Annotated in this window: 19 protein-coding genes; 15 read left to right on the top strand and 4 right to left on the bottom strand. The window is 55.9% G+C overall.

Annotation, left to right across the window (positions count from 1 at the left end; all coding sequences use genetic code 11):
* Position 1 precedes the first annotated feature (1 nt).
* The 6 genes from cbiB to BQ5353_RS01755 all read left to right on the top strand — a co-directional run bounded on the left by cbiB (position 2) and on the right by BQ5353_RS01755 (position 5,720).
* A complete protein-coding gene (gene cbiB, locus BQ5353_RS01780; protein WP_071427196.1) occupies positions 2-967 on the top strand; it encodes an adenosylcobinamide-phosphate synthase CbiB in 966 nt (321 codons plus the stop codon).
* Positions 968-979: 12 nt separating this feature from the next.
* A complete protein-coding gene (gene cobD / locus BQ5353_RS01775; protein WP_071427195.1) occupies positions 980-2,047 on the top strand; it encodes a threonine-phosphate decarboxylase CobD in 1,068 nt (355 codons plus the stop codon).
* Between the two features lie 214 nt (positions 2,048-2,261).
* A complete protein-coding gene (locus BQ5353_RS01770; RefSeq protein ID WP_071427194.1) occupies positions 2,262-3,761 on the top strand; it encodes a cobyric acid synthase in 1,500 nt (499 codons plus the stop codon).
* Entirely contained in the window at positions 3,761-4,291 is a 531-nt protein-coding gene (locus tag BQ5353_RS01765) for a cob(I)yrinic acid a,c-diamide adenosyltransferase (protein WP_071427193.1), read from the top strand. Before BQ5353_RS01770 ends, BQ5353_RS01765 begins: the two co-directional genes overlap by 1 nt.
* A 41-nt stretch (positions 4,292-4,332) precedes the next feature.
* A complete protein-coding gene (locus BQ5353_RS01760) occupies positions 4,333-5,034 on the top strand; it encodes a precorrin-8X methylmutase (RefSeq protein WP_071427192.1) in 702 nt (233 codons plus the stop codon).
* A gap of 176 nt (positions 5,035-5,210) precedes the next feature.
* Positions 5,211-5,720 carry a CarD family transcriptional regulator gene (locus BQ5353_RS01755; protein ID WP_071427191.1) on the top strand — a complete coding sequence of 170 codons (510 nt, stop codon included), beginning with the start codon at positions 5,211-5,213 and terminating at the stop codon, positions 5,718-5,720.
* A gap of 61 nt (positions 5,721-5,781) precedes the next feature.
* Here BQ5353_RS01755 and asnS read toward each other — a convergent pair whose 3' ends face one another.
* On the bottom strand, positions 5,782-7,176 hold the full coding sequence (asnS, locus tag BQ5353_RS01750) for an asparagine--tRNA ligase (RefSeq protein ID WP_054330995.1): 1,395 nt from the start codon (positions 7,174-7,176) through the stop codon (positions 5,782-5,784).
* A 368-nt stretch (positions 7,177-7,544) separates the two neighbouring features.
* On the opposite strand from asnS, the gene BQ5353_RS01745 reads away from it, so the two are divergent.
* The 4 genes from BQ5353_RS01745 (at position 7,545) to BQ5353_RS01730 (ending at position 12,520) form a co-directional block, all read left to right on the top strand.
* Complete coding sequence (locus BQ5353_RS01745) at positions 7,545-8,501, top strand: hydroxyacid dehydrogenase (RefSeq protein WP_054330996.1); 957 nt, start codon at positions 7,545-7,547, stop codon at positions 8,499-8,501.
* Between the two features lie 167 nt (positions 8,502-8,668).
* Positions 8,669-9,949, top strand: coding sequence for an aspartate aminotransferase type Ic (locus BQ5353_RS01740; protein WP_054330997.1), 1,281 nt, complete (start codon positions 8,669-8,671; stop codon positions 9,947-9,949).
* Positions 9,950-10,205: 256 nt separating this feature from the next.
* A complete protein-coding gene (locus BQ5353_RS01735; RefSeq protein WP_071427190.1) occupies positions 10,206-11,603 on the top strand; it encodes a preprotein translocase subunit SecD in 1,398 nt (465 codons plus the stop codon).
* A complete protein-coding gene (locus BQ5353_RS01730; protein ID WP_071427189.1) occupies positions 11,600-12,520 on the top strand; it encodes a hypothetical protein in 921 nt (306 codons plus the stop codon). Before BQ5353_RS01735 ends, BQ5353_RS01730 begins: the two co-directional genes overlap by 4 nt.
* 54 nt (positions 12,521-12,574) lie before the next feature.
* On the opposite strand, the gene BQ5353_RS01725 is transcribed toward BQ5353_RS01730, so the two are convergent.
* Positions 12,575-12,835, bottom strand: coding sequence for a hypothetical protein (locus tag BQ5353_RS01725; protein ID WP_071427188.1), 261 nt, complete (start codon positions 12,833-12,835; stop codon positions 12,575-12,577).
* A 385-nt stretch (positions 12,836-13,220) separates the two neighbouring features.
* Here BQ5353_RS01725 and BQ5353_RS01715 point away from each other — a divergent pair, with 385 nt between their 5' ends.
* Both BQ5353_RS01715 and nrdR read left to right on the top strand, forming a co-directional pair.
* Positions 13,221-13,520: a hypothetical protein gene (locus BQ5353_RS01715; protein WP_054331003.1), complete on the top strand. Its 300-nt coding sequence runs from the start codon at positions 13,221-13,223 to the stop codon at positions 13,518-13,520.
* 469 nt (positions 13,521-13,989) lie between these two features.
* Positions 13,990-14,451: a transcriptional regulator NrdR gene (gene nrdR, locus BQ5353_RS01710; RefSeq protein ID WP_054331004.1), complete on the top strand. Its 462-nt coding sequence runs from the start codon at positions 13,990-13,992 to the stop codon at positions 14,449-14,451.
* Between the two features lie 167 nt (positions 14,452-14,618).
* Here the strand turns inward: nrdR and BQ5353_RS01705 are convergent, their stop codons facing one another.
* Together BQ5353_RS01705 and BQ5353_RS01700 are read right to left on the bottom strand one after the other, a co-directional pair.
* On the bottom strand, positions 14,619-14,999 hold the full coding sequence (locus tag BQ5353_RS01705; RefSeq protein WP_054331005.1) for a DUF4363 family protein: 381 nt from the start codon (positions 14,997-14,999) through the stop codon (positions 14,619-14,621).
* Between the two features lie 4 nt (positions 15,000-15,003).
* A complete protein-coding gene (locus BQ5353_RS01700; RefSeq protein WP_071427187.1) occupies positions 15,004-15,681 on the bottom strand; it encodes a DUF421 domain-containing protein in 678 nt (225 codons plus the stop codon).
* A 198-nt stretch (positions 15,682-15,879) separates the two neighbouring features.
* On the opposite strand from BQ5353_RS01700, the gene BQ5353_RS01695 reads away from it, so the two are divergent.
* From BQ5353_RS01695 to BQ5353_RS01685, 3 genes are read left to right on the top strand one after another with little or no spacing between them, the layout of a single operon-like run.
* Positions 15,880-17,415, top strand: coding sequence for a spore germination protein (locus BQ5353_RS01695; RefSeq protein WP_233424487.1), 1,536 nt, complete (start codon positions 15,880-15,882; stop codon positions 17,413-17,415).
* The gene (locus BQ5353_RS01690; protein WP_071427186.1) at positions 17,408-18,487 is read left to right on the top strand and encodes a GerAB/ArcD/ProY family transporter; all 1,080 of its coding nucleotides are present in this window, start codon (positions 17,408-17,410) and stop codon (positions 18,485-18,487) included. The genes BQ5353_RS01695 and BQ5353_RS01690 overlap by 8 nt, the downstream gene beginning before the upstream one ends.
* Positions 18,484-19,620, top strand: coding sequence for a Ger(x)C family spore germination protein (locus BQ5353_RS01685; protein ID WP_162273099.1), 1,137 nt, complete (start codon positions 18,484-18,486; stop codon positions 19,618-19,620). Before BQ5353_RS01690 ends, BQ5353_RS01685 begins: the two co-directional genes overlap by 4 nt.
* Positions 19,621-19,629: the final 9 nt, after the last annotated feature.

Raw genomic sequence — 19,629 nt, 5'->3', positions numbered from 1 at the left:
GATGTTGTATCACACGGCTGCCTTAGCAGCGGGCTTTTTATTGGATCAGATTTTGGGAGATCCCCGCTGGATGCCCCATCCGGTGCGGGCCATGGGGTGGTGTATCCAGCGGGGGGAGGCCCTTCTGCGCCGGGCGTTCCCCCAAACGCCTGGGGGAGAGCGGTTGGCTGGGGCGGTTCTCGCCCTCTCGCTGCCAGTGGGAACCTTCTTTCTCGCCGCTGGGGCAATTTGCCTGGCGGGCTGGGTTCACCCCTTGGCCGGATTTTTGCTGGAAGCGTTTTGGTGCAACCAGATCCTGGCTGCCAAGGGCTTGCGGCAGGAGAGCGGCCTGGTGTACGACGCCCTGAAGCGGGGCGACCTGGAGGGGGCCCGCAAAGCGGTGTCAATGATCGTGGGACGGGACACCCAGCACCTGGATGAAACCGGGGTGACCAAGGCAGCGGTGGAGACGGTGGCGGAGAACACCTCCGACGGGGTGGTAGCCCCCCTCCTGTTCGCGGCCATCGGAGGGGCGCCCCTGGGCCTGGCCTACAAGGCGGTCAACACCCTGGACTCGATGATCGGCTATAAAAATGATGCGTACCTCCACTTTGGCCGCTTTGCCGCCCGGCAGGACGACCTGTGGAATTTTTTGCCGGCCCGCATCTCCGGCGTTGCCATGGTGCTGGCTGCTTATCTTTTGGGATTTGATGGGAAAAACGCTGCCAGGATCTTCTGCCGGGACCGGCTTTGCCACAAAAGCCCCAACAGCGCCCACACTGAGGCCGCCTGCGCCGGGGCGCTGGACATCCAGCTGGCTGGAGATGCCTATTACTTCGGGGTGCTTCACCACAAGCCCACCATCGGTGACCCGCTGCGCCCGGTGGAGGCGGAGGACATCCCTCGCGCCGGGCGGCTGATGAACGCCGCAGCGGTGCTGATCCTGACGGCAGTGGTGCTGATTCGAATGTGTCTCTATTTCATGTAAAGGGGGATTTTTATGGATCTGACCGCCCACGGCGGGGACATTTACACCTTGGCCCGGGAGCTGGGCCGCGCCCCGGAGGAAATTTTGGATTTTTCCGCCAACACCAACCCTTGGGGCACGCCGCCCCAGGTGAAGGAGGCCATCAAGCGGGCGGCGGAGTTCTGCTGCCCTTACCCAGACCCGGCCTGCCGGGCCCTCTGCCAGGCCATCGGGGAAAAAGAAGGGATTCCGCCGCAGGCTGTCCTCTGTGGGAATGGCGCCGCCGATCTCATCTTCCGGCTGGTTTGGGCTCTTCGGCCCCGTATAGGGCTGGTTTTGGCCCCCACCTTCAGCGAATATGAAAAGGCCCTCCGGTCGGTTGGGGCCGCCGTCCAGTATATCGGCCTGTCCCGGGAGGAGGACTTTGCCTTGGCCGGTTCCAACCTGGAAGTCCCGCTGGATGGGGTGGAGCTGGCATTCCTGTGCAACCCCAACAACCCCACCGGCCAGTGCACAACCCGGCGGGAACTCCAGCCCTTTTTGGAGCGCTGTCGAGGGCTGGGGCTCCCCGTCCTGGTGGATGAGTGCTTCCAGGACTTTCTAAAGGACGGAGCAGGCTTCACCTTAGTCCCCTTGTTGGAGGAGTTCCCCAACCTGGTGGTGCTCAAAGCTTTTACCAAGATGTATGGGATGGCTGGAGTCCGGCTGGGGTACTGCCTCTGCTCCGACCCTTCCCTCCTAGATAAGATGGCTGCTGCTGGGCAGCATTGGGGGGTCTCCACCCTGGCCCAGGAGGCGGGTTTGGCCGCCCTCTCATTGGAAGGTTATGCTCAGCGCACCGCTGGCTACGTAGCCGCAGAACGAGAAATCCTCCGCCAGGGATTGGAAAGACTGGGTTTGCGTGTCGTTCCCTCCCGGGCCAATTACCTGCTGTTTCACAGCCATGTTCCCGACCTGGATAGGAGGCTTCGGCCCCATGGCATCCTGCTGCGCAGCTGTGCCAACTACCGGGGCCTCGGGCCCGGTGATTACCGCTCGGCGGTGAAGGACCGGGAGAAGAACGGAGCCCTATTAGCCGCCCTCCAAAAGGTGCTCCTCTAACTGGAAAGAGCATTGGCTGGGGGCGGTTTTTCCCTTCGCGTTTGCAGGGGCGCATCCCTGCCAAGGCGAAGGGGAAAACCCGGACGGCGGCAAAATGCCAAGCCCTCCAGCTCCCAAAAGGCGTATGGGGGAGGGGATAAGAACCAAAAGGGGAACGGGGGATTTTTCCCGTTCCCCAGACGAAAATCGATCGATCCATCAAAGGGGGAGCAGCATGGCAAAATCCATTATGGTGTGCGGCACTATGTCCAGCGCCGGCAAGAGCTTTGTCACCGCAGGGCTGTGCCGGGTGTTCCGGCAGGACGGCCACCGGGCCGCGCCCTTTAAATCTCAGAATATGGCCCTCAATTCCTTTATCACCCAGGAGGGGCTGGAGATGGGCCGCGCCCAGGTGATGCAGGCCCAGGCGGCGGGCATCCGCCCCCGGGTGGAGATGAACCCCATCCTTCTAAAGCCAACAGGCGACCGGATGAGCCAGGTCATTGTAAACGGCGAGGTCTTTGGAACCATGGAGGCCAAAGAGTACTACACCAAAAAACAGGAGCTGATCCCCCATATCCTGGGGGCGTACCGTAAATTGGAGGAGGAGTACGACATCCTGGTCCTGGAAGGGGCGGGCAGCCCGGCGGAGATCAACCTGAAAGAGCAGGACATCGTCAACCTGGGGATGGCCAAGCTCTCCCGCAGCCCGGTGGTGCTGGTGGGGGACATCGACCGGGGCGGGGTTTTCGCCTCCCTGGCCGGCACCCTCCTTCTGCTGGATGAGGAGGAACGCAGCATGGTCAAAGGGATGGTCATCAACAAGTTCCGGGGGGATGTCTCCATCCTTGAGCCCGGCCTCAAGATGCTGGAGGAGATCACCGGGGTGCCGGTGCTGGGGGTCCTCCCCTATGGGGATATCGACCTGGACGACGAGGACAGCCTCTCCGACCGGCTCACTGCAAAGGGGAAAGGTGGGTTGGTGGACATCGCCGTGATCCGCCTGCCCCGCATCTCCAACTTTACCGATTTCAACCCCTTGCAGATGCTCCCCCAGGTGAACCTGCGGTATGTAGCCCGCCGCCAGGAACTGGGGAACCCCGACCTCATTATCCTGCCGGGCACCAAAAACACCATGGCGGACTTGAAGTGGATGCGTCAGAATGGCCTGGAAGCAGCGGTGCTCAAACACGCTGCCCGGGGCGGTGCGGTGCTGGGCATCTGCGGCGGTTATCAGATGCTGGGGAAGGCCCTCCACGACCCCGATGGGGTGGAGGAAGGGGGATCCCTTTCTGGAATGGGGCTCCTGCCGGTCACCACCCGCTTTTTGAACGAGAAGACCCGCACCCAGGTCACCGGGCAGTTCCGGCGGTTGGAAGGGGCCTTTGCAGGGCTGTCCGGCCGGGAGCTGGCAGGGTATGAAATCCATATGGGGGCTACCGAAGGGGACTTCTCGCCGGCGGTGGAGCTCACTTCCCAAACTGGGGAAAGCAAAGGGGACGGCGCCCAGGCAGGCAACGTGCTGGGCTGTTATGTCCACGGCCTGTTTGACCGGGAGGACGTAGCCCAGGGGCTGCTCCAATCCCTTTTGGCGGCCAAGGGCCTAGACCCGGAGGAGGCAAAAGCCTTTGATTTGGACTCCTACCGGGAGGAACAATACGACAAATTGGCCGATTTGGTCCGGCAAAACCTGGATCTGCCATCCATTTACCGAATTATGGAGGAGGGGATTTGATGGAGAATCAACAGGGCCTTGTCCACCTGTACTGCGGCGATGGCAAAGGAAAGACCACAGCGGCCATCGGCCTTGGGGTGCGGGCAGCGGGCCGGGGTCTAAGGGTGTTGCTGTTCCAGTTTCTCAAGGACAGCGGCACCGGAGAGCTGATCCCCCTCCAAAAGCTGGGGGTGCGGGTGCTGCCGGGGGTGGAAAAAGCGGTGTTCACCTTTCGCATGACCGACGCCCAAAAGGCGGAGAGCCGACGGTTTCACGACCATAGGCTGCGGGAGTGCATCGACCTCTGCCAGCGGGGGGAGGTGGACCTCTTGATCTTGGACGAAGCAGTGGGGGCCTACAACAAGGGCCTCCTGGACCGGGAGATGCTCCTAGCCTTTCTGGATAACCGCCCCCAGGGGTTGGAGGTGGTGCTCACCGGCCGGGACCCTGCACCGGAGCTCCTCTCCCGGGCGAATTACATCACCGAGATGAAAAAGATCCGCCATCCCTTTGAACAGGGGATCCCCGCCCGCTTGGGTATTGAAAAATAAGGGGAAGAGGGTGGGCCTTTCTTTGGCCGCCCCCCATAGACATGGATAGAATTGGAAGTTCCACTGCGCAGTGGGACAAGGAGGTTTTGCCATTGAAGATCGAACGCATCCCCCCAGGGGAGATTGAGGCTCGCAGCTTTGCCATCATTGGGGAAGAATTGGGAGGCATCCATCTCGATCCCAGGGAAGAGCCCATTATTAAACGGGTGATCCACACCACGGCGGACTTTGAGTTCGCCCGGACCTTGGCTTTCTCCCCTGGGGCGGTGGAGAAGGGGATAGAGTCCCTGCGGGCCGGGGCCGCGGTTGTCACCGACACCAACATGGCCAAAGCGGGCATCAACAAAGGCAACCTGGGCAAATTGGGCGGGGATGTCTTTTGCTTCATGTCTGACCCCGATGTGGCGTCGGAGGCCAAAAGCCGGGGTGTCACTCGGGCGGAAATCTGTATGGAGCGGGCAGCGGCCCTCCGGCGGCCGGTGATTATCGCGGTGGGCAATGCCCCCACAGCGCTGATCCGCCTTTCGGAACTGATGGAAGAGGGGAGAATTTCCCCCGCATTGGTGGTGGGGGTACCGGTGGGGTTTGTCAATGTGATTCCTGCCAAGGAGCTGATTCTGCAAAGCGCCGTCCCCCACATCGTCATCAAAGGGCGCAAGGGGGGAAGCAATATCGCCGCCGCCATTGTCAACGCATTGATGCTGCAAGCCCTCGCCCAGGGAGAGGAATCCTCCATTTTGTAAGTCGGCTGTCTTTTTGGAGAAAAATGTGGTATACTTATACATAAGGCGTGTAGTTTGGCAAATGTGAGTCCAGTTGCCAGCCTGCACGTTTTTCTTTGAGGAGCCCCCTGCGAAAAGGAGCAGAAGGGGAGCCATCCTGGAAGCAGAAACGGAAGGACTTCATGGAGGTGTGACCAGTGTTTGCAGTAGGAGATTGGATCATGTATGGGATCAGCGGTGTGTGCCGGGTGGCCAAGATCGGCAAGCCGCAGTTTGCCAGCGGCGATCACAAAAAGCTATACTACACCCTGGTTCCCGAATATGGGACTGAAACGATCTATGCGCCAGTGGATACTACCGTATTTATGCGGCCTATCTTGACCAAAAAAGAGGCGGAGGAGCTTGTCTCCAAAATCCCCGATATTCCAAAAGGCGACTGCAGCGGCCGTAGCATATCGGTGATCAAAGAGCGGTATGAATCTGCCCTCAAAGCCCACCGGTGCGAGGATCTGGTGGGGATGATCAAAAGCATCTACGCCAAAAGCCGGGAAGCGGCCCGATGCGGGCGGAAGATCGGCCAGGTGGACCAGCGCTACATGAAGCGGGCCGAGGATCTTTTGTACGGTGAACTGGCGGTCTCTTTGGGGATTGACCGGGAGGAAGTTGTGCCCTATATTGAAAAGGCGGCAGGCGTCGCCGGCGAATAACCAGTGTTTGCTGCATAAAAAGGACCTTTCCTTTTGGGGAAAGGTCCTTTTCTTTTTGCTTTTAATATTCCGCAGTGCCCACAGTCCGGGGGAAGGGAAGCACATCCCGGATGTTGGATATGCCGGTGATGTACATGATTAGCCGCTCGAAGCCCAGGCCGTAACCGGCGTGCTTAGTGCCGCCGTACCGCCGCAGATCCAAGTACCAGCTGTAGTCCTCTTCTTTGAGGCCCAGCTCCGAAATGCGGCTGGTCAGAACATCCAACCGCTCCTCACGCTGGCTTCCGCCGATGATCTCGCCAATGCCGGGGACCAGAAGGTCCATCGCGGCAACGGTTTTGCCGTCGTCGTTGAGCCGCATGTAGAAGGCTTTGATCTCCTTGGGGTAATCGGTGACAAACAGGGGCTTTTTGAACACCTGCTCGGTGAGGTAACGCTCATGCTCAGTCTGCAGGTCAATGCCCCAGGAGACAGGGTATTCAAACCGGTCGCCGGCCTGCAGCAACAGGTCGATGGCCTCGGTGTAGGTCACATGGCCAAACTCGGAATGGATGATAAAGTAGAGGCGCTCCAGCAGCTCCTTGTCGTAGAAGTCGTTGAAGAACTTCATCTCGTCAGGGCAGGTCTCCAGCACATAAGAAAGGACGTATTTCATCATGGCAGTAGCCAGCTCCATGTTGTCCTTCAGGTCGGCAAAAGCGATTTCCGGCTCAATCATCCAAAACTCGGCGGCATGGCGGGCGGTGTTGGAATTTTCTGCCCGGAAGGTGGGGCCGAAGGTGTAGACCTTGGAGAATGCCATAGCCATAGCCTCCGCTTCCAACTGTCCGGAGACGGTGAGGCTGGTGGCTTTGCCGAAGAAATCCTGGCTGAAATCCACTGAACCGTCGTCGCAAAGGGGCGGATTGACCGGATCCAGGGTGGTCACCCGGAACATCTCGCCGGCGCCTTCGCAGTCGCTGCCGGTGATCAGGGGGGTATGGGCGTAGACAAAGCCGTTTTCGTTGAAAAATTTATGGATGGCAAAGGCAGCGGCCGAGCGGACTCGGAACACAGCGCTGAAGGTGTTGGTGCGGGGGCGCAAATGGGCGATAGAGCGCAGGAACTCTAAGGAGTGGCGTTTCTTTTGCAGGGGGTAATCGGGGGTGGAAGCACCCTCAATGAAAACATCGGTGGCATGAATTTCAAAGGGCTGCTTGGCATCCGGGGTGAGGACGATATCGCCATCCACCACAATCGCCGCGCCCACATTGAGCTTGCTGATCTCTTTAAAATTGTTCAATTTATTCTCCTCAAAGACCACCTGCAAATTCTTGAAGCAGGTGCCGTCGTTGAGTTCGATGAAGCCCAGGGACTTGGACACGCGGATGGTCTTGACCCAGCCGCAGACCGTCACCGGTGCGCTTGTGTAGCTTGCAACGTCACTGAACAATTTTTTCAGTTCTGTTTTGGTCATGGTGATACCTCCAATGATTTTTCTTTGTTTCCATCCTCTTCCCAGTGGGGGAACGGAGGCGGCCGGGCGTCGCCGCAGCCTTTCTAAAGATAAGTGCGCGCTCCCTCCTGCATAAAAAAGAGTGCGCACCAACAATAGCTTGCAGAAAGCTATTGTTTATTATAGTACAAATCCGGATAGGGAACAAGGGAAAAGTGATTTTTTTCAGGGAAAAACAGGCAATCCTCTCCATTTTTTTCCGGCAATGTGACGGATATGAGCTGGTTTGCTGCAAAAAACCGGCGGCACCGGCGGATTCTCTTGATTTTTGCCCCCACAAAGCATACAATGAAGCCAAGCAGACGATTTTGGGAAGGAGAGGGAACACTATGGCATATAAGGTGCTGATCCCCGAGGAAATCGCCCCAGAGGGCAAGGAATACCTCCGGGAAAAAGGGTATGAAATCAAAATGGGCAGCGGCCTCACGGAGGATGACATTGTCCGGGATGTGGCGGACTGCGACGCCATTTTAATCCGAAATCAGCCGCTGACCCGCCGGATTATCGATGCCGCCCCAAAACTGAAGGTGGTGGGCCGCCATGGAGTGGGGGTGGATGCACTGGATATCCCCTACGCCACTGAAAAGGGGATTTGGATCACCAACGCCCCTTTGTCCAACTATAAAGCGGTGGCGGAGCACACCTTGTTTTTGATGCTGTCCTGCGCCAAATACATCCATGTAGTGGACCGGGAATTCCACGCCGGCAACTTTGAAATCCGCAACAGCTTGATGACCATTGAATTGGAGGGCAAAACCCTGGGCCTGTTGGGCCTTGGACGCATCGGCCGCTCGGTTGCGGAGAAGGCCCGGGTGTTTGGGATGAACATCGTCGGCTATGACCCCTATCTCCCCCAGGAGCTGGTGCCTTCCTATGTCAAGCGGCTCTCCACCAAGGAAGAGGTGCTGCGGGAGGCGGACTTTGTCTCGCTGCACATGCCCTCCACCGCCGAGAACCGCCATTTGATCGGGGAAAAGGAACTCTCCCTGATGAAGCCCACCGCCTTTTTGATCAACACCGCTCGGGGCGGCATTGTGGAGGAAGGGGCCCTCACCCAAGCGCTGAAGGCGGGGACCATCGCCGGGTGTGCGCTGGATGTCTTTGAGCAGGAGCCGCCGGACACCACTGCTGAGCTTTTCCAGCTGGAAAACGCCATCCTCACCCCCCACAACGCGGCCCACACCTGGGAGTCCACCGCCCGCATGGGCTTGCACGCTGCCCAGGGCATCCATGAGGTGCTTTCGGGGCAAGAGCCCACCTGGCCGGTGAACCATCCCCAAAAATAGTTTTTTAAAGGTTCGTTCTTTCGCGGAACGGGCCTTTCTTCGGATTTTCTAGAAATTTATCGGCCCTATTTGCAGGTTTTAAAATATTATCCTGCATATTGCAATTTGACTGGAGAGCCAGTATAATGGAACAAAGACAAAGAAACACCACGGTTAGGAGGAACACTATGACCTATCAAGAATGTTCCAAAGAGGAGCTTGCTTCCCTTTTGGAAGAGACCAAAGCCGCCTATGAAGCCTTAAAAGCCAAGGGGATGAAATTGGATATGTCCCGGGGCAAACCCAGCGAGGAACAGCTCAATTTCTCCAATGGGATGTTTGACTTGTTTACCAGCTCCACTGATTTTAGAGATGAAAACGGGGTAGATGTGCGCAACTACGGCAACCTGGACGCCATGCCCGAGGCCAATCGTCTGTTCGCCGCGCTCCTTGGCGTCGGGGAGGATGAGGTCATTGTGGGGGGGAGCTCCAGCCTGACCCTGATGCACGACGCCATCTCCCGGGCGGTGACCAACGGGGTTTTAGGCGGCCGGCCCTGGGGCGAGTGCAAAGACCGCAAATGGCTCTGCCCTGTGCCTGGCTATGACCGCCATTTTGATATCACCGAGTTTTTTGGCTTTGAGATGATCAACATTGAGATGGATGAAAACGGCCCGGACATCGCCAAGATCGAGGAATTGGTCTGTGCCGACCCCTCCATCAAAGGCATTTGGTGTGTTCCCCAGTACTCCAACCCGGGCGGGGTCACCTATTCCGACGAGGTGGTCCGGCGGTTGGCAGCCTTAAAGCCCGCCGCTCCGGATTTCCGCATCTTTTGGGACAACGCCTACTGCGTCCACGACATCTACCCTGAACAGAAGGAACGGGTGTTGGACATCCTAAGTGAGTGCAAAAAAGCTGGAAATCCCAATATGGTTTATCTGTTTGGCTCCACATCCAAGATCACCTTCCCGGGCAGCGGTGTGGGGGCCATGGGTGCCTCTGCTGAAAATATCCGGTTTATCAAATCCCAGATGACCGTCCCGGTGATCAGCTGGAACAAGGTCAACATGCTGATGCATGTCCGCTTTTTTAAGGATAAAGCGGGAATTGATGCCCACATGCTGCGCCACGCGGCCAGTGTCCGCCCCAAGTTTGAGGCAGTGGAAAACACATTAACACGAGAGCTGGAAGGCAAGGGGATCGCCCAGTGGAGCCACCCCAAAGGGGGCTATTTTGTCTCGGTCGACCTGATGGACGGCTGTGCCAAACGGACCTATACCCTCTGCAAGGAGGCGGGTGTCGCCCTGACCGACGTGGGGGCCACCTACCCCTATTTCAATGACCCGCGGGACCGCAATCTGCGCCTGGCTCCCACCTATCCCACCTTGGAAAATTTGCAGGCGGCTTTGGATATTTTCTGCGTGGCGGCCCGTCTTGCCTGCTTGGAAAAATTGATGGCCCAGTAAGAAGTTTTCCACATTTTTTTCACAACCTAGATTCCACAGCTAGCGTCTGGGTGGCTTTGGCCACACAGGCGCTTTTTCCAAGTAAAAATCAGTATTTTTTGTTACTTACATGAAATATTTGGAAAATGTACAAAGAATGAAATTGACTTTTGTTTCCAATTGACATATAATAGCCCCATGAATGCCGGTGGAAAAGCAGGTAGCAGACGGTTGGGAACCTTGCCTCCATCGGGAATGGAACAAGGGGGGATCGCCAGTGAAACGGGGTAAGCGCGCAGTATTCTTTGTGGTGTTGTTGTGCATCGCCGTGTTGGGTTATGCGTCGTTTTTGGGCGTCAGCAACACCTATGGCGATCTGACCCGAGTTTATGTCAAAGGGGCCGGCGACATCCAGCTGGGGATGGATCTGCGCGGTGGCGTGGAGGTGGTATTCGGTCCGCCGGAAGGGGTGGATGCCACAGAAGCGGAACTGCGCTTGGCGCAGGCCATATTGGAACGTCGGCTGCTGTCCCAGGACATCACGGATGGTGAAGTATACACCGATTTTGACCAGGCCAGAATCCTTGTCCGCTACCCGGCGGATGTGATGGAGGGTATGGAGGAAGACCTTTCATCCACAGTGGCGGAATTGGGGGAGACCGCCCAGCTGACCTTGCGGGAGGGTTCGCAGCGGGATGAAAACAACCGCCCTTCCGGCGTCACCAAAGAGACGGTGATTTTGACCAGCAAGGATGTGGTGAGCGCTTCGGTGGAGCCTTCCCAAAAGGACGTGGGGCAGTATGTGGTTCTCTTAGATTTGACCGAGGAAGGCGCCGCCAAATTTAACGAGGCGTCGGAACGGCTCTCCGGGACCGACACCACCATTTCCATCTGGCTGGATGACACGATGATTTCCGCTCCTTCTGCGGACACTCGGACGTTGGGCGGCAAGCCTGCCATCACCGGCCGGTTCACCCAGGAGAGCGCTACCCGCCTGGCGGATAAGATCAACCTCGGGCCTATGCCCTTCCGGATGCGGGTAGTCAGTTACGGCCCCATCGCTCCGGCGCTGGGGGAGGGGGCCAGGGGAATTCTTGCCAAGTGCGGCATCCTTGCCTTTGGGCTTACCGCGGCGCTGTTGGTGTTCCGCTGCCGGCTCCCCGGAGTTGTGGCCATGATCGCCCTATTCGGACAAGCAGCCCTGCTGGTGGCAGCAGTCACTGGATTTATTCCCCAATTTCCGGCCACGACCCTGTCCCTCCCCAGCATTGCCGCCATGTTGTTGGCTCTTTGGTTTGGCATTGACACCAACGTCCACGTGGCCGAGGGGATTAAAGAAGGCTTGCGAGACGGTAAAAATTTAGATGCAGCTGTGGACTTCGGGTTCCGGCAGGCATTCCCTTCCCTCTGGAATGGGTGTCTGCTCACCGCTTTGATTGCCTTTTTGCTGCTGGCGGCGTTCAGCCCGGAAAGCAGCCTGCTGGCCCGGCTCCCCTTCCTGGATTGGTTGGGCACGGCTTCCTCGACAGGGATTTCTTCTTTTGGCTTTGTGCTGTTGGCGGGGGCTCTTTCCAACCTGGCTATGAACGGATTTGCTTCCCGCCTGATGCTGAAATCCCTCTGCCGGATGAAGTCCCTGCGGGACCCGTCCCTGTACGGAGGTGGGAGAAGATGATGAATTTTTCAGCCAACCGCAAACGCTTCCTGGCAGTATCCGCCGTGTTTTTGTTTATTGCCCTGGCCGCCATCGCCTTGCTGGGGGTGCGCCGCGACCTCCCTTACCAAGATGGGTTTGTCCTCACTTACACTTACCAAGGGGAGCTGGACAGCCGTCCCTTCCAGGAAGCGGTGGAGACGGTGGTGGGCAGACGGGTGACCGTCCAGGCGAAAACCGATTGGGCGGCGGGGCTATCCAGCTATGAGGTCTCCTTCCCTGGGGACGTGGCGCTTACAACCCAGGAGCAGATGGGGCTCACCGCCACCTTGGCCAGCACCTTCCCCGAAAACGAAATTGCACTTGATTCCGCCCTTGTGCTGAAAGCTGCAGTGGGCTGGGATTTTTGGTTGAAATGCCTCCTCTGCATGGGGGTGGCCGCCGCAGTGACTGTCCTGTTTTTCTCCCTTCGTTTTCCCTCTATCGGCGGCTGGCAGGCTGGGATTCTGACAGTTGCCGCCTTTGCCCATAACCTGCTGCTGGCAGCGGGAGGATATGCCCTGTTTCGTATCCCTTTTGGTGGACAGTTCTTCGCGGTAGCCCTGGTAATCCTGTTTTTCACCTTGTACAGCGCCGCCGGGCTCTTTGGCCACATCCGGGACAACCGGAGGCTCTTGGGGAAAAAAGTCTCCCCGGCTGAGCTTGTCAACCAGAGCATTGTGCAGTACCTGCCCCGGCTGCTGACGGTTTTGGCCTGTGCTGCTATGATGTTGGCCGCCCTTTCAGTGATGGCGCTTCTGGGGCAAGCAGACGCTATCCTGAGCTTTACCTTCCCATTGTTGGTCGGGATTCTTTCCTGCGGCTATGGGGCAATCTGCTTAGCCGGTCCCCTTTGGGCTGGGTGGCAGGGGGAAAAAAACTCTGAAAAACAAGGGTAAAATGCAAAAAAGGAACACCAACTTGGTGTTCCTTTTCTCATGTACAGGGCTGGATTAGCGCTCCCTGTCCTTTTCCTGCACCAAGGCTAGGTCGCAGATCAGCCCGGCCGCCACTCCAGCGGCAAAGGACGCAGGCGCGGCTTCCAAGCAAGCGCGGCGCAGGGCGAGCATTCCAAGATAGCTCTGGGCGTGGGGAGCCAGGAACAACGCGAACTGGGCGCAGATAAAATAGGCAATCATCATGGCAAAGCCCGCTTCGATTACCCCCAGCCCAAAGGGGTGAATTTGGCAGAGCTGCCGGTAAAACTGTTTCATGGGTGCACTCCCTTTCCTGGAATGATGGTACCACGAATGGGGGAGAGGGTGCAACGGCAACTTTTTTCCAGCATGGTGGGGGTCCAGTGGGGTTCATCCGCGATGGAACGAGAAGGGGATTGTCCGCTTGGGCAATAGGAGAAAGACAAAAAATACTTTTGTTGTTCTCCACCAAGAAGAAGCGAAAAATTCTGCACAAAATCGAGAGAAAACAGAAAAAACAAGAGTAATTCTCCTCAAAAAAACCTTTGCCTAAGACAAAGGTTTACACAAAGTTTTGTCGAGGCGTGTCGACATCTTTTTGTACCCACGACCTTGAAAAAATTGGCAGATTATGTATATAATGGTACTGCTGTCAAAAAACAGTTTGGGGAGGTAAGAGCACATGGGCCTACAAGCCGGTCCAAGCATACGCTACAGCGCGTTGCGTGAGGAAGTGGAATTGGATGCGATTGGAATACGCCGGACATTTGCAATATGCGGCCATGATAATGGCGGATTTGAAGTGTTTCGCTTGGGGAATGTGACGGTGAATAGCGATTTTGCCACCTGGATAGCAGAACTGCTCACAGCCAACCAAGCTTCGGCAATACATGCAAGAGACATAATCGAAGATTTGGTGGCGGAGTACGACCCAGAATTGCCAGAGAATGACAGCACTCTTGGCAATTTATGCAGAGACTAACCCTGCACATGCAAAAATGCGGCCTTTTGCCGCGGTGGGAACAACCTAAAATCACGGCCAGAATGACCTAGTCGACGGATTCTGAATCTGCGCAGAGCGGAACTTGCACCTTTTGGTACCAAAGGATGTAAAACAAACCGCAGAGACAGCCTCATCCAATTTATTTTGGCAATATGCTGAAAATTCTTGTGTTATATGGGCACTTTATGCTATACTTGTCCTGAAAGTATCTCTCGGATTTTTCTAGAATTCCAAGCGGAAACTGCGGCGTTTCCGGGAAAAATCCCCCTTTTTGTGAAAGAGACCTGTTTGTCGAATTTTGCATAATTATGGGCAGTTTTGTATTCTTTCAAGGACTGACAAGAACGTTTTAGAACGACACGATCTGCCGGGGGACTGCTGTACACCAACTGTACTGTAGCAGATTTGACAGAGTGCTTGCGGCATCGTGTGATTGGAGTGAGCTAGAGTGAAGTGCCCGTATTGCGGTTACCAAGAAAGCAAAGTAGTTGATTCCCGCCCCACCGACGAAGGGGAGCGCATCCGCCGCAGGAGAGAATGCCTTTCCTGCGGCAAACGGTTTACCACCTATGAGGTGATTGAAACCACGCCGTTGATGGTGATCAAAAAAGACAATTCCAGGGAGCCGTTTGACCGGAACAAACTGTTGTCTGGCATGCTGCGCGCTTGTGAGAAGCGCCCGGTCTCCCTAAACCAGTTGGAGCAGGCTATTGACGAGATTGAACAATCCTGCCAAAACAGTTTGGTGCGGGAAGTCTCCTCCCAAAAATTGGGGGAGTATGCCCTTGCCAAACTAAGGGAGATCGACCAAGTCGCCTATGTGCGATTTGCATCGGTGTACCATCAATTCCAAGACATCCATTCCTTTTTAGAGGAGTTAAACAACATCCTGGACTCCAATATCCACTGACGTCTACCTCCATTTTTCCACTGGAGCCATCAATTATGGCCGGCTATGGTAAGTTACGCCTATCTGCCCCGACTGTTTTTGCACACCGGTCTGCTTCGGCAGACCGGCGCGGGATTACCTCCGGCGCGGAATGTCCCCCATAGGACAATATTTTCCTCCTAAAAAATCTATAAAATATTGCGCATCAGGGGAAGTTCCGATTCCCATAAATGCAGAATCAGATACCGAATCTGGCTGACCTCGCTGAGAAATTCAGCGGGGTCTTTGTATTTTACCAGGTAGGGGAGACGGGCCATCCGGCTGGAGATGCTGTCCAGGTCGGTGTGGCGGACATAGCGGATCAGCCGGTTCTCCTCTTCATCCCACCGGTGAAAAAGCTGTTCTGACAATTCGTGAGCCCTGTCATATTCCTTGTCCTCCACCATCTGGGTCAGCTCATCCAGGCTGGCAATCATCTCATCCTTCACCTGGGTGAGCCCATAGAGGACCACCCCGCTGCTGCCCAGCATAGCGGCCATGATGACCACGGCAATTACAAAGCGTTTCATAAGGCTATTTCTCCTTTGGGATGATGTGGTATTGGGCCTTGCGGTTGCAGGTCATCAAAAAGATGTCTTGGGGCTGATACCCATTTTCTGACAGTACTTTGTGCAGCCATTCCGGTTTCAGGTTGCAAAAGCGCAGGCTGTCCTCCACCACCTCGCCGTCGCTGATCACCGCCACCGGCAGGAGGGCATCCTCCCCAGGGCTTTGCAGATTCAGCATCTGAGGGGTGACGTTGCGGGCCTCAAACCGCTGGTAAACTGAGAGTTTCCCGGTGGTTTCCACTATGGCGAAGGCCACGTCCTGGATATCGAACACATTGTTGGTGCGCAGCTGCTCCAGCAGATCATCCACCGAAAACCGCAGGTTCTGCATCTCCTGCTGATCCACTTTGCCATCCCGGATTAAGACTCTGGGATTGCCGGAGATGACCTTTCGGGCGGTTTTGCTCTTTAAGATGAGGGTGGAGATAAACACCTCAAAACACATCAATGTTAGAATGGGGATGGCTCCGCACAAGAGTGGGACGTTGGTATCCTCAATGGGCAGGGTGGCAATATTGGAGATGAGAATGGTGATGACAAACTCCGAGGGCTGTAGCTCCCCCAGCTGGCGTTTGCCCATAACCCGCAGGCTGAAGATGATTAAAATGTAAAGCAGGATGGTTCGAAACAAGACAACATACATAGGCCAGCCTCCCCAAAAAATCTAGTTGCAATCGCAGTTTAGTATGTGCCCTGTCCCATTTTTTATGCGATTTTGACGGTGTGCTGGACCATGGAAGGGGAAAAAATCCTCCCAAAACACATAAAGAGGCGCAGGAATGGCCATACTTGCCATAGAAATGGCTGCGGCGATGCCGCTGTTCTTGGGAGGGATATTCCAGTGTTTAACCTAAAAAAGTCCATGAAATCCATGGATTATGAGCCGCCGCAGGACGATGCCGCCCTGGAGGAAAAGCTGGGGGTCAACCTGCTTGACAACATCATCAAAGTGCGGGAGCTGTGTTCGGGGACCAGCGACCTCCTGGTCCGCCAGATGGAAGTCTGCGGCATTCCGGTGGCGCTTTTGATGTGCGAGGGGATGTTCAGCCTGGCCAATACCACCGAATTGATCATCGAGCCGCTAACCCATTTGAAGCTGGAAAAAGCCAAGCCGGAGGACCTGCTTTCCTGGATGCGCCATAAGACGATTCTCTCCGGTGATACCAGCGAGTGCTATACCTACGGGGAGTTGTTCCGGTTTATTATGTCCGGCTTTGTAGTCATCCTTCTGGACGGGAAAAATGTTGGCATGGCTTTGGGGCTCCAGGGTTTCCAGTCCCGCTCCATCTCGGAACCGTCCTCAGAAACCAATGTCCGCGGCTCCCGGGAGGGGTTTGTAGAATCCCTGCGTGTCAACATGTCCATGGTGCGGCGCCGGATGAAAACCCCAAAGCTCAAACTGGAACTTTCCACTGTGGGGGAGAAGAGCAAAACCGATATCTGCCTGGTGTACCGCACCGATATGGTATCTTCAGAGCTTTTAAAAGAGGTGAAGTACAAGCTCTCCAAGGTGAAGCTGGATGTGGTGCTGGAATCCGGCTATGTCCAGCCTTATTTAGAGCGCAAGCCCCTTTCCATCTTCTCGGAGGTGGGGGTGACCGAACGGCCGGACACCATCTGCGCCAAGGTCTCGGAGGGACGCATTGGCATTTTGTTTGACGGAACCCCCTTCGCCTTGGTGATCCCTTTTCTGTTCACCGAAAACTTCCAGAGCTTTGACGATTACGCCAACCGGCCCTATTATGCCACTTTTATCCGGTGGCTCAAATACGTGTCCTTCTTTCTGACCATCCTGTTGCCGGGGTTTTATGTCTCTATCGCCACCTTTCACCCGGAGCTTTTTCCCAACGCCCTTTTGTTCAATGTGGCGGCGTCGGAGGAATCCACCCCGTTCCCTATTATGATGGAAGCGCTGATCATCCACTTTTTCTATGAAGTGATGCGGGAGGCCGGCCTGCGGCTTCCCCGGCCGGTTGGCCACGCGGTAAGTATTGTAGGCGCCCTGGTTATTGGCGATGCAGCGGTGACTGCCGGATTGATCGGCGCACCCATGGTCATGGTGGTGGCTCTGACGGCTATCAGCTCCTTTGTGGTAGCGCCCTTGTATGAGCCGGTAACCATTCTTCGGTTCACCTTTATTTTATTAGGCGGCCTGCTGGGGATGTTCGGCATCACCTTGGGCCTCGCCGTGGTGATGGTCAACCTCTGTGCCATCAACACGATGGGAATCCCCATCACCAGTCCGGCCTCGCCCTTTGATTTGTACTCTATGCGGGACGTGCTGTTCCGCTGGGGCTGGAAGAGTCTTGGGAAAGAGGATCTCAGAGTGCAGGATCTTCCTGGCTCCCAGATCAAAGGGGGGAATAACGATGACTAAGCGCGTGGAGATTTCCGCCTCTCAGCTTGTGACCCTCCTCTTTTTAAGCCGCGCCTTCACTCTGCTGACCTACTCCACCAAGACCGACCAGATTTCCCAAAATGCCGGCATCATTTTCGCTTTGGCCTTGAGCGCGATGCTGTATGTGGCAGCGCTGATCCCCACCTTTCTGCTGGTTCGCCGAAGAAGAGATTACAGCATCATTGAATGGTCATTTGCAGTAAAACCTTGGTTTGGCAAAGGTGTGGCAGCGCTGTACTTTGCGTTTTTAGTTCTGGTGACCGCCAACACCATTAGCCACTTTGAGTTTTTCCTCACCTCCTCTATCTACCCCAACGCCTCTCCCACTTTGTTTGTAGTGCTCTTTCTCTTGGCGGTTGCCTATGCCGCTTACATGGGGCTGGAGGCGTGCGCCCGGATGAGCGGATTTGTGTTTTGGGGTGTGGCCGCAGGGACGGCATTCCTCTTTTTGTGCCTTTTTCAAAAGGCCGACCCCATCTTCCTACGAAGCCCTTTTTCCATTGATTTAAAAACCACTGTCGCCACCGGATTCAGCGGGGTAGGGGCCTCCCTGGAGATCACCACCATCCTTTTGCTGATCCCCATGGTGCGGGGCAATTTAACCAAGGCTTCGGGCGCTCTTTCCGCTATGATTATGGTCTATTATCAATTGATCAGCGTATTTGCCATCACCAGTCTGGGGGAGTACGCCCAAAGCCATCTGTTCCCCATATACAGCATGGCTGCCGTAGCTGAGTTTTCGGTGATGCAGAGGCTGGATTCCCTTTTTATGGCCATGTGGGTGTTTATCGCTTTTGTGCGCACAGCGCTGTTCTTTTACCTGGCAGTTCATATGTTGGGGTATCTGGCGCCAAAGCCGGTGGCTTCCCGCGGCATTGGCATCGTGGGGGCCCTGGTGTTGTTGCTTTCCCTCGTTTTAGCCAACAACTACCAAGCGATGCGGCTGATCCGGAGCTTTTTTGCCTCCGGTATCGCTGTGGTACTTTTCCTGCTGGTGGTGCCGGGGATCGTCCTATGCACCGCTGCCCGCAAAAAGGAGGTTTCTCAATGAGGCGATGGATGGCGGTAGTTCTCCTGTTTGCTGTTCTTTTATGCGGCTGCATGCAGAGCGTTGAACTAAAGGAGCGGGGGATTGTCCAGGCCATTGGGGTGGATTATGACGACGGATTTTACACCGTCACACTGCAGATTTTCAACCCTCAAAGCACAGGGCAAACCTCCTTTGACGCAAGTAAACTCAACAACAAGGTAATTCAGGTGCAGGGCTCCAGCATCTCTGATGCCCTGCGCCGGGCCACTTTACAAAACGGGCGGAAGATGTTCCTGGGCAACAACAAGATCATCGTCATCGGCAGGGAAACCGCTGAAGGGGGGATCTCCCGGGTGCTGGATTACTTTGATTCTGACCACGAGACCCGTCCGGGGACGGTGGTCCTCGTGGCCGACGGCCGGGCGGATGAAATTGTCTCCGCCCAAATCAACCAGGGAATCGTCCCCGCCAATGCTATTGAGATGGTAGTGGACCAGTCCCTGGAGGATGGGAGCGCGGTGAAAAGCACCTTGATGCAGATGAGCCGCGCACTGGAATCCGATCCCAAAGCAGCCTACGCCACCTACGTCAAGGCGGGCAAGGATTATAGTGGGGAGGATGCGGTTGCCATTGAAGGGACGGCGCTGTTCCTCAATGACCGTATGGTGGACACCTTTGATACAGAAGAAACCCGCGGCTTTCTCTTCCTGAAGGAGAGCCCCCAAAATACCATTTTGGTGGTGGAGAACGACCAGGTGGGCCGGGTTTCCGCCAATATCAACGAAAGCAAACGCAAGATCCAGTGCAATATAGAAAATGGAATCCCTCGGTTTACCGTAGAAATCCAAGCGTGGGGCACCTTGGAGGAATTGGTCCAGGAAGGGGAAGAGGCCCTTTCGCAGCAGGGGGAGGCAGACATTGAAAACCTGTTGGCCCGCAAAATCCTGGAGGATACCCAGCGGGCTATGATGAAAGCCCTGCGGGAGAATAAAATGGATATCTTTGACCTTTACCAGGTGGTGGACCGCAAGGACCACACATTCTGGGAGGAAAACAAAGAAAATTGGGGGGAGATGCTCACCACAGTGCCGGTGGATATTGAGGTTTCTGTCCATATCCAGCGGATCAGCACAGACAATAAGGAAAAGAAGTGAAACACCCTT

Source organism: Merdimmobilis hominis (assembly GCF_900104615.1).
Lineage (GTDB): Bacteria > Bacillota > Clostridia > Oscillospirales > Ruminococcaceae > Merdimmobilis > Merdimmobilis hominis.
This window is presented reverse-complemented; position numbering and strand designations above follow the sequence as displayed.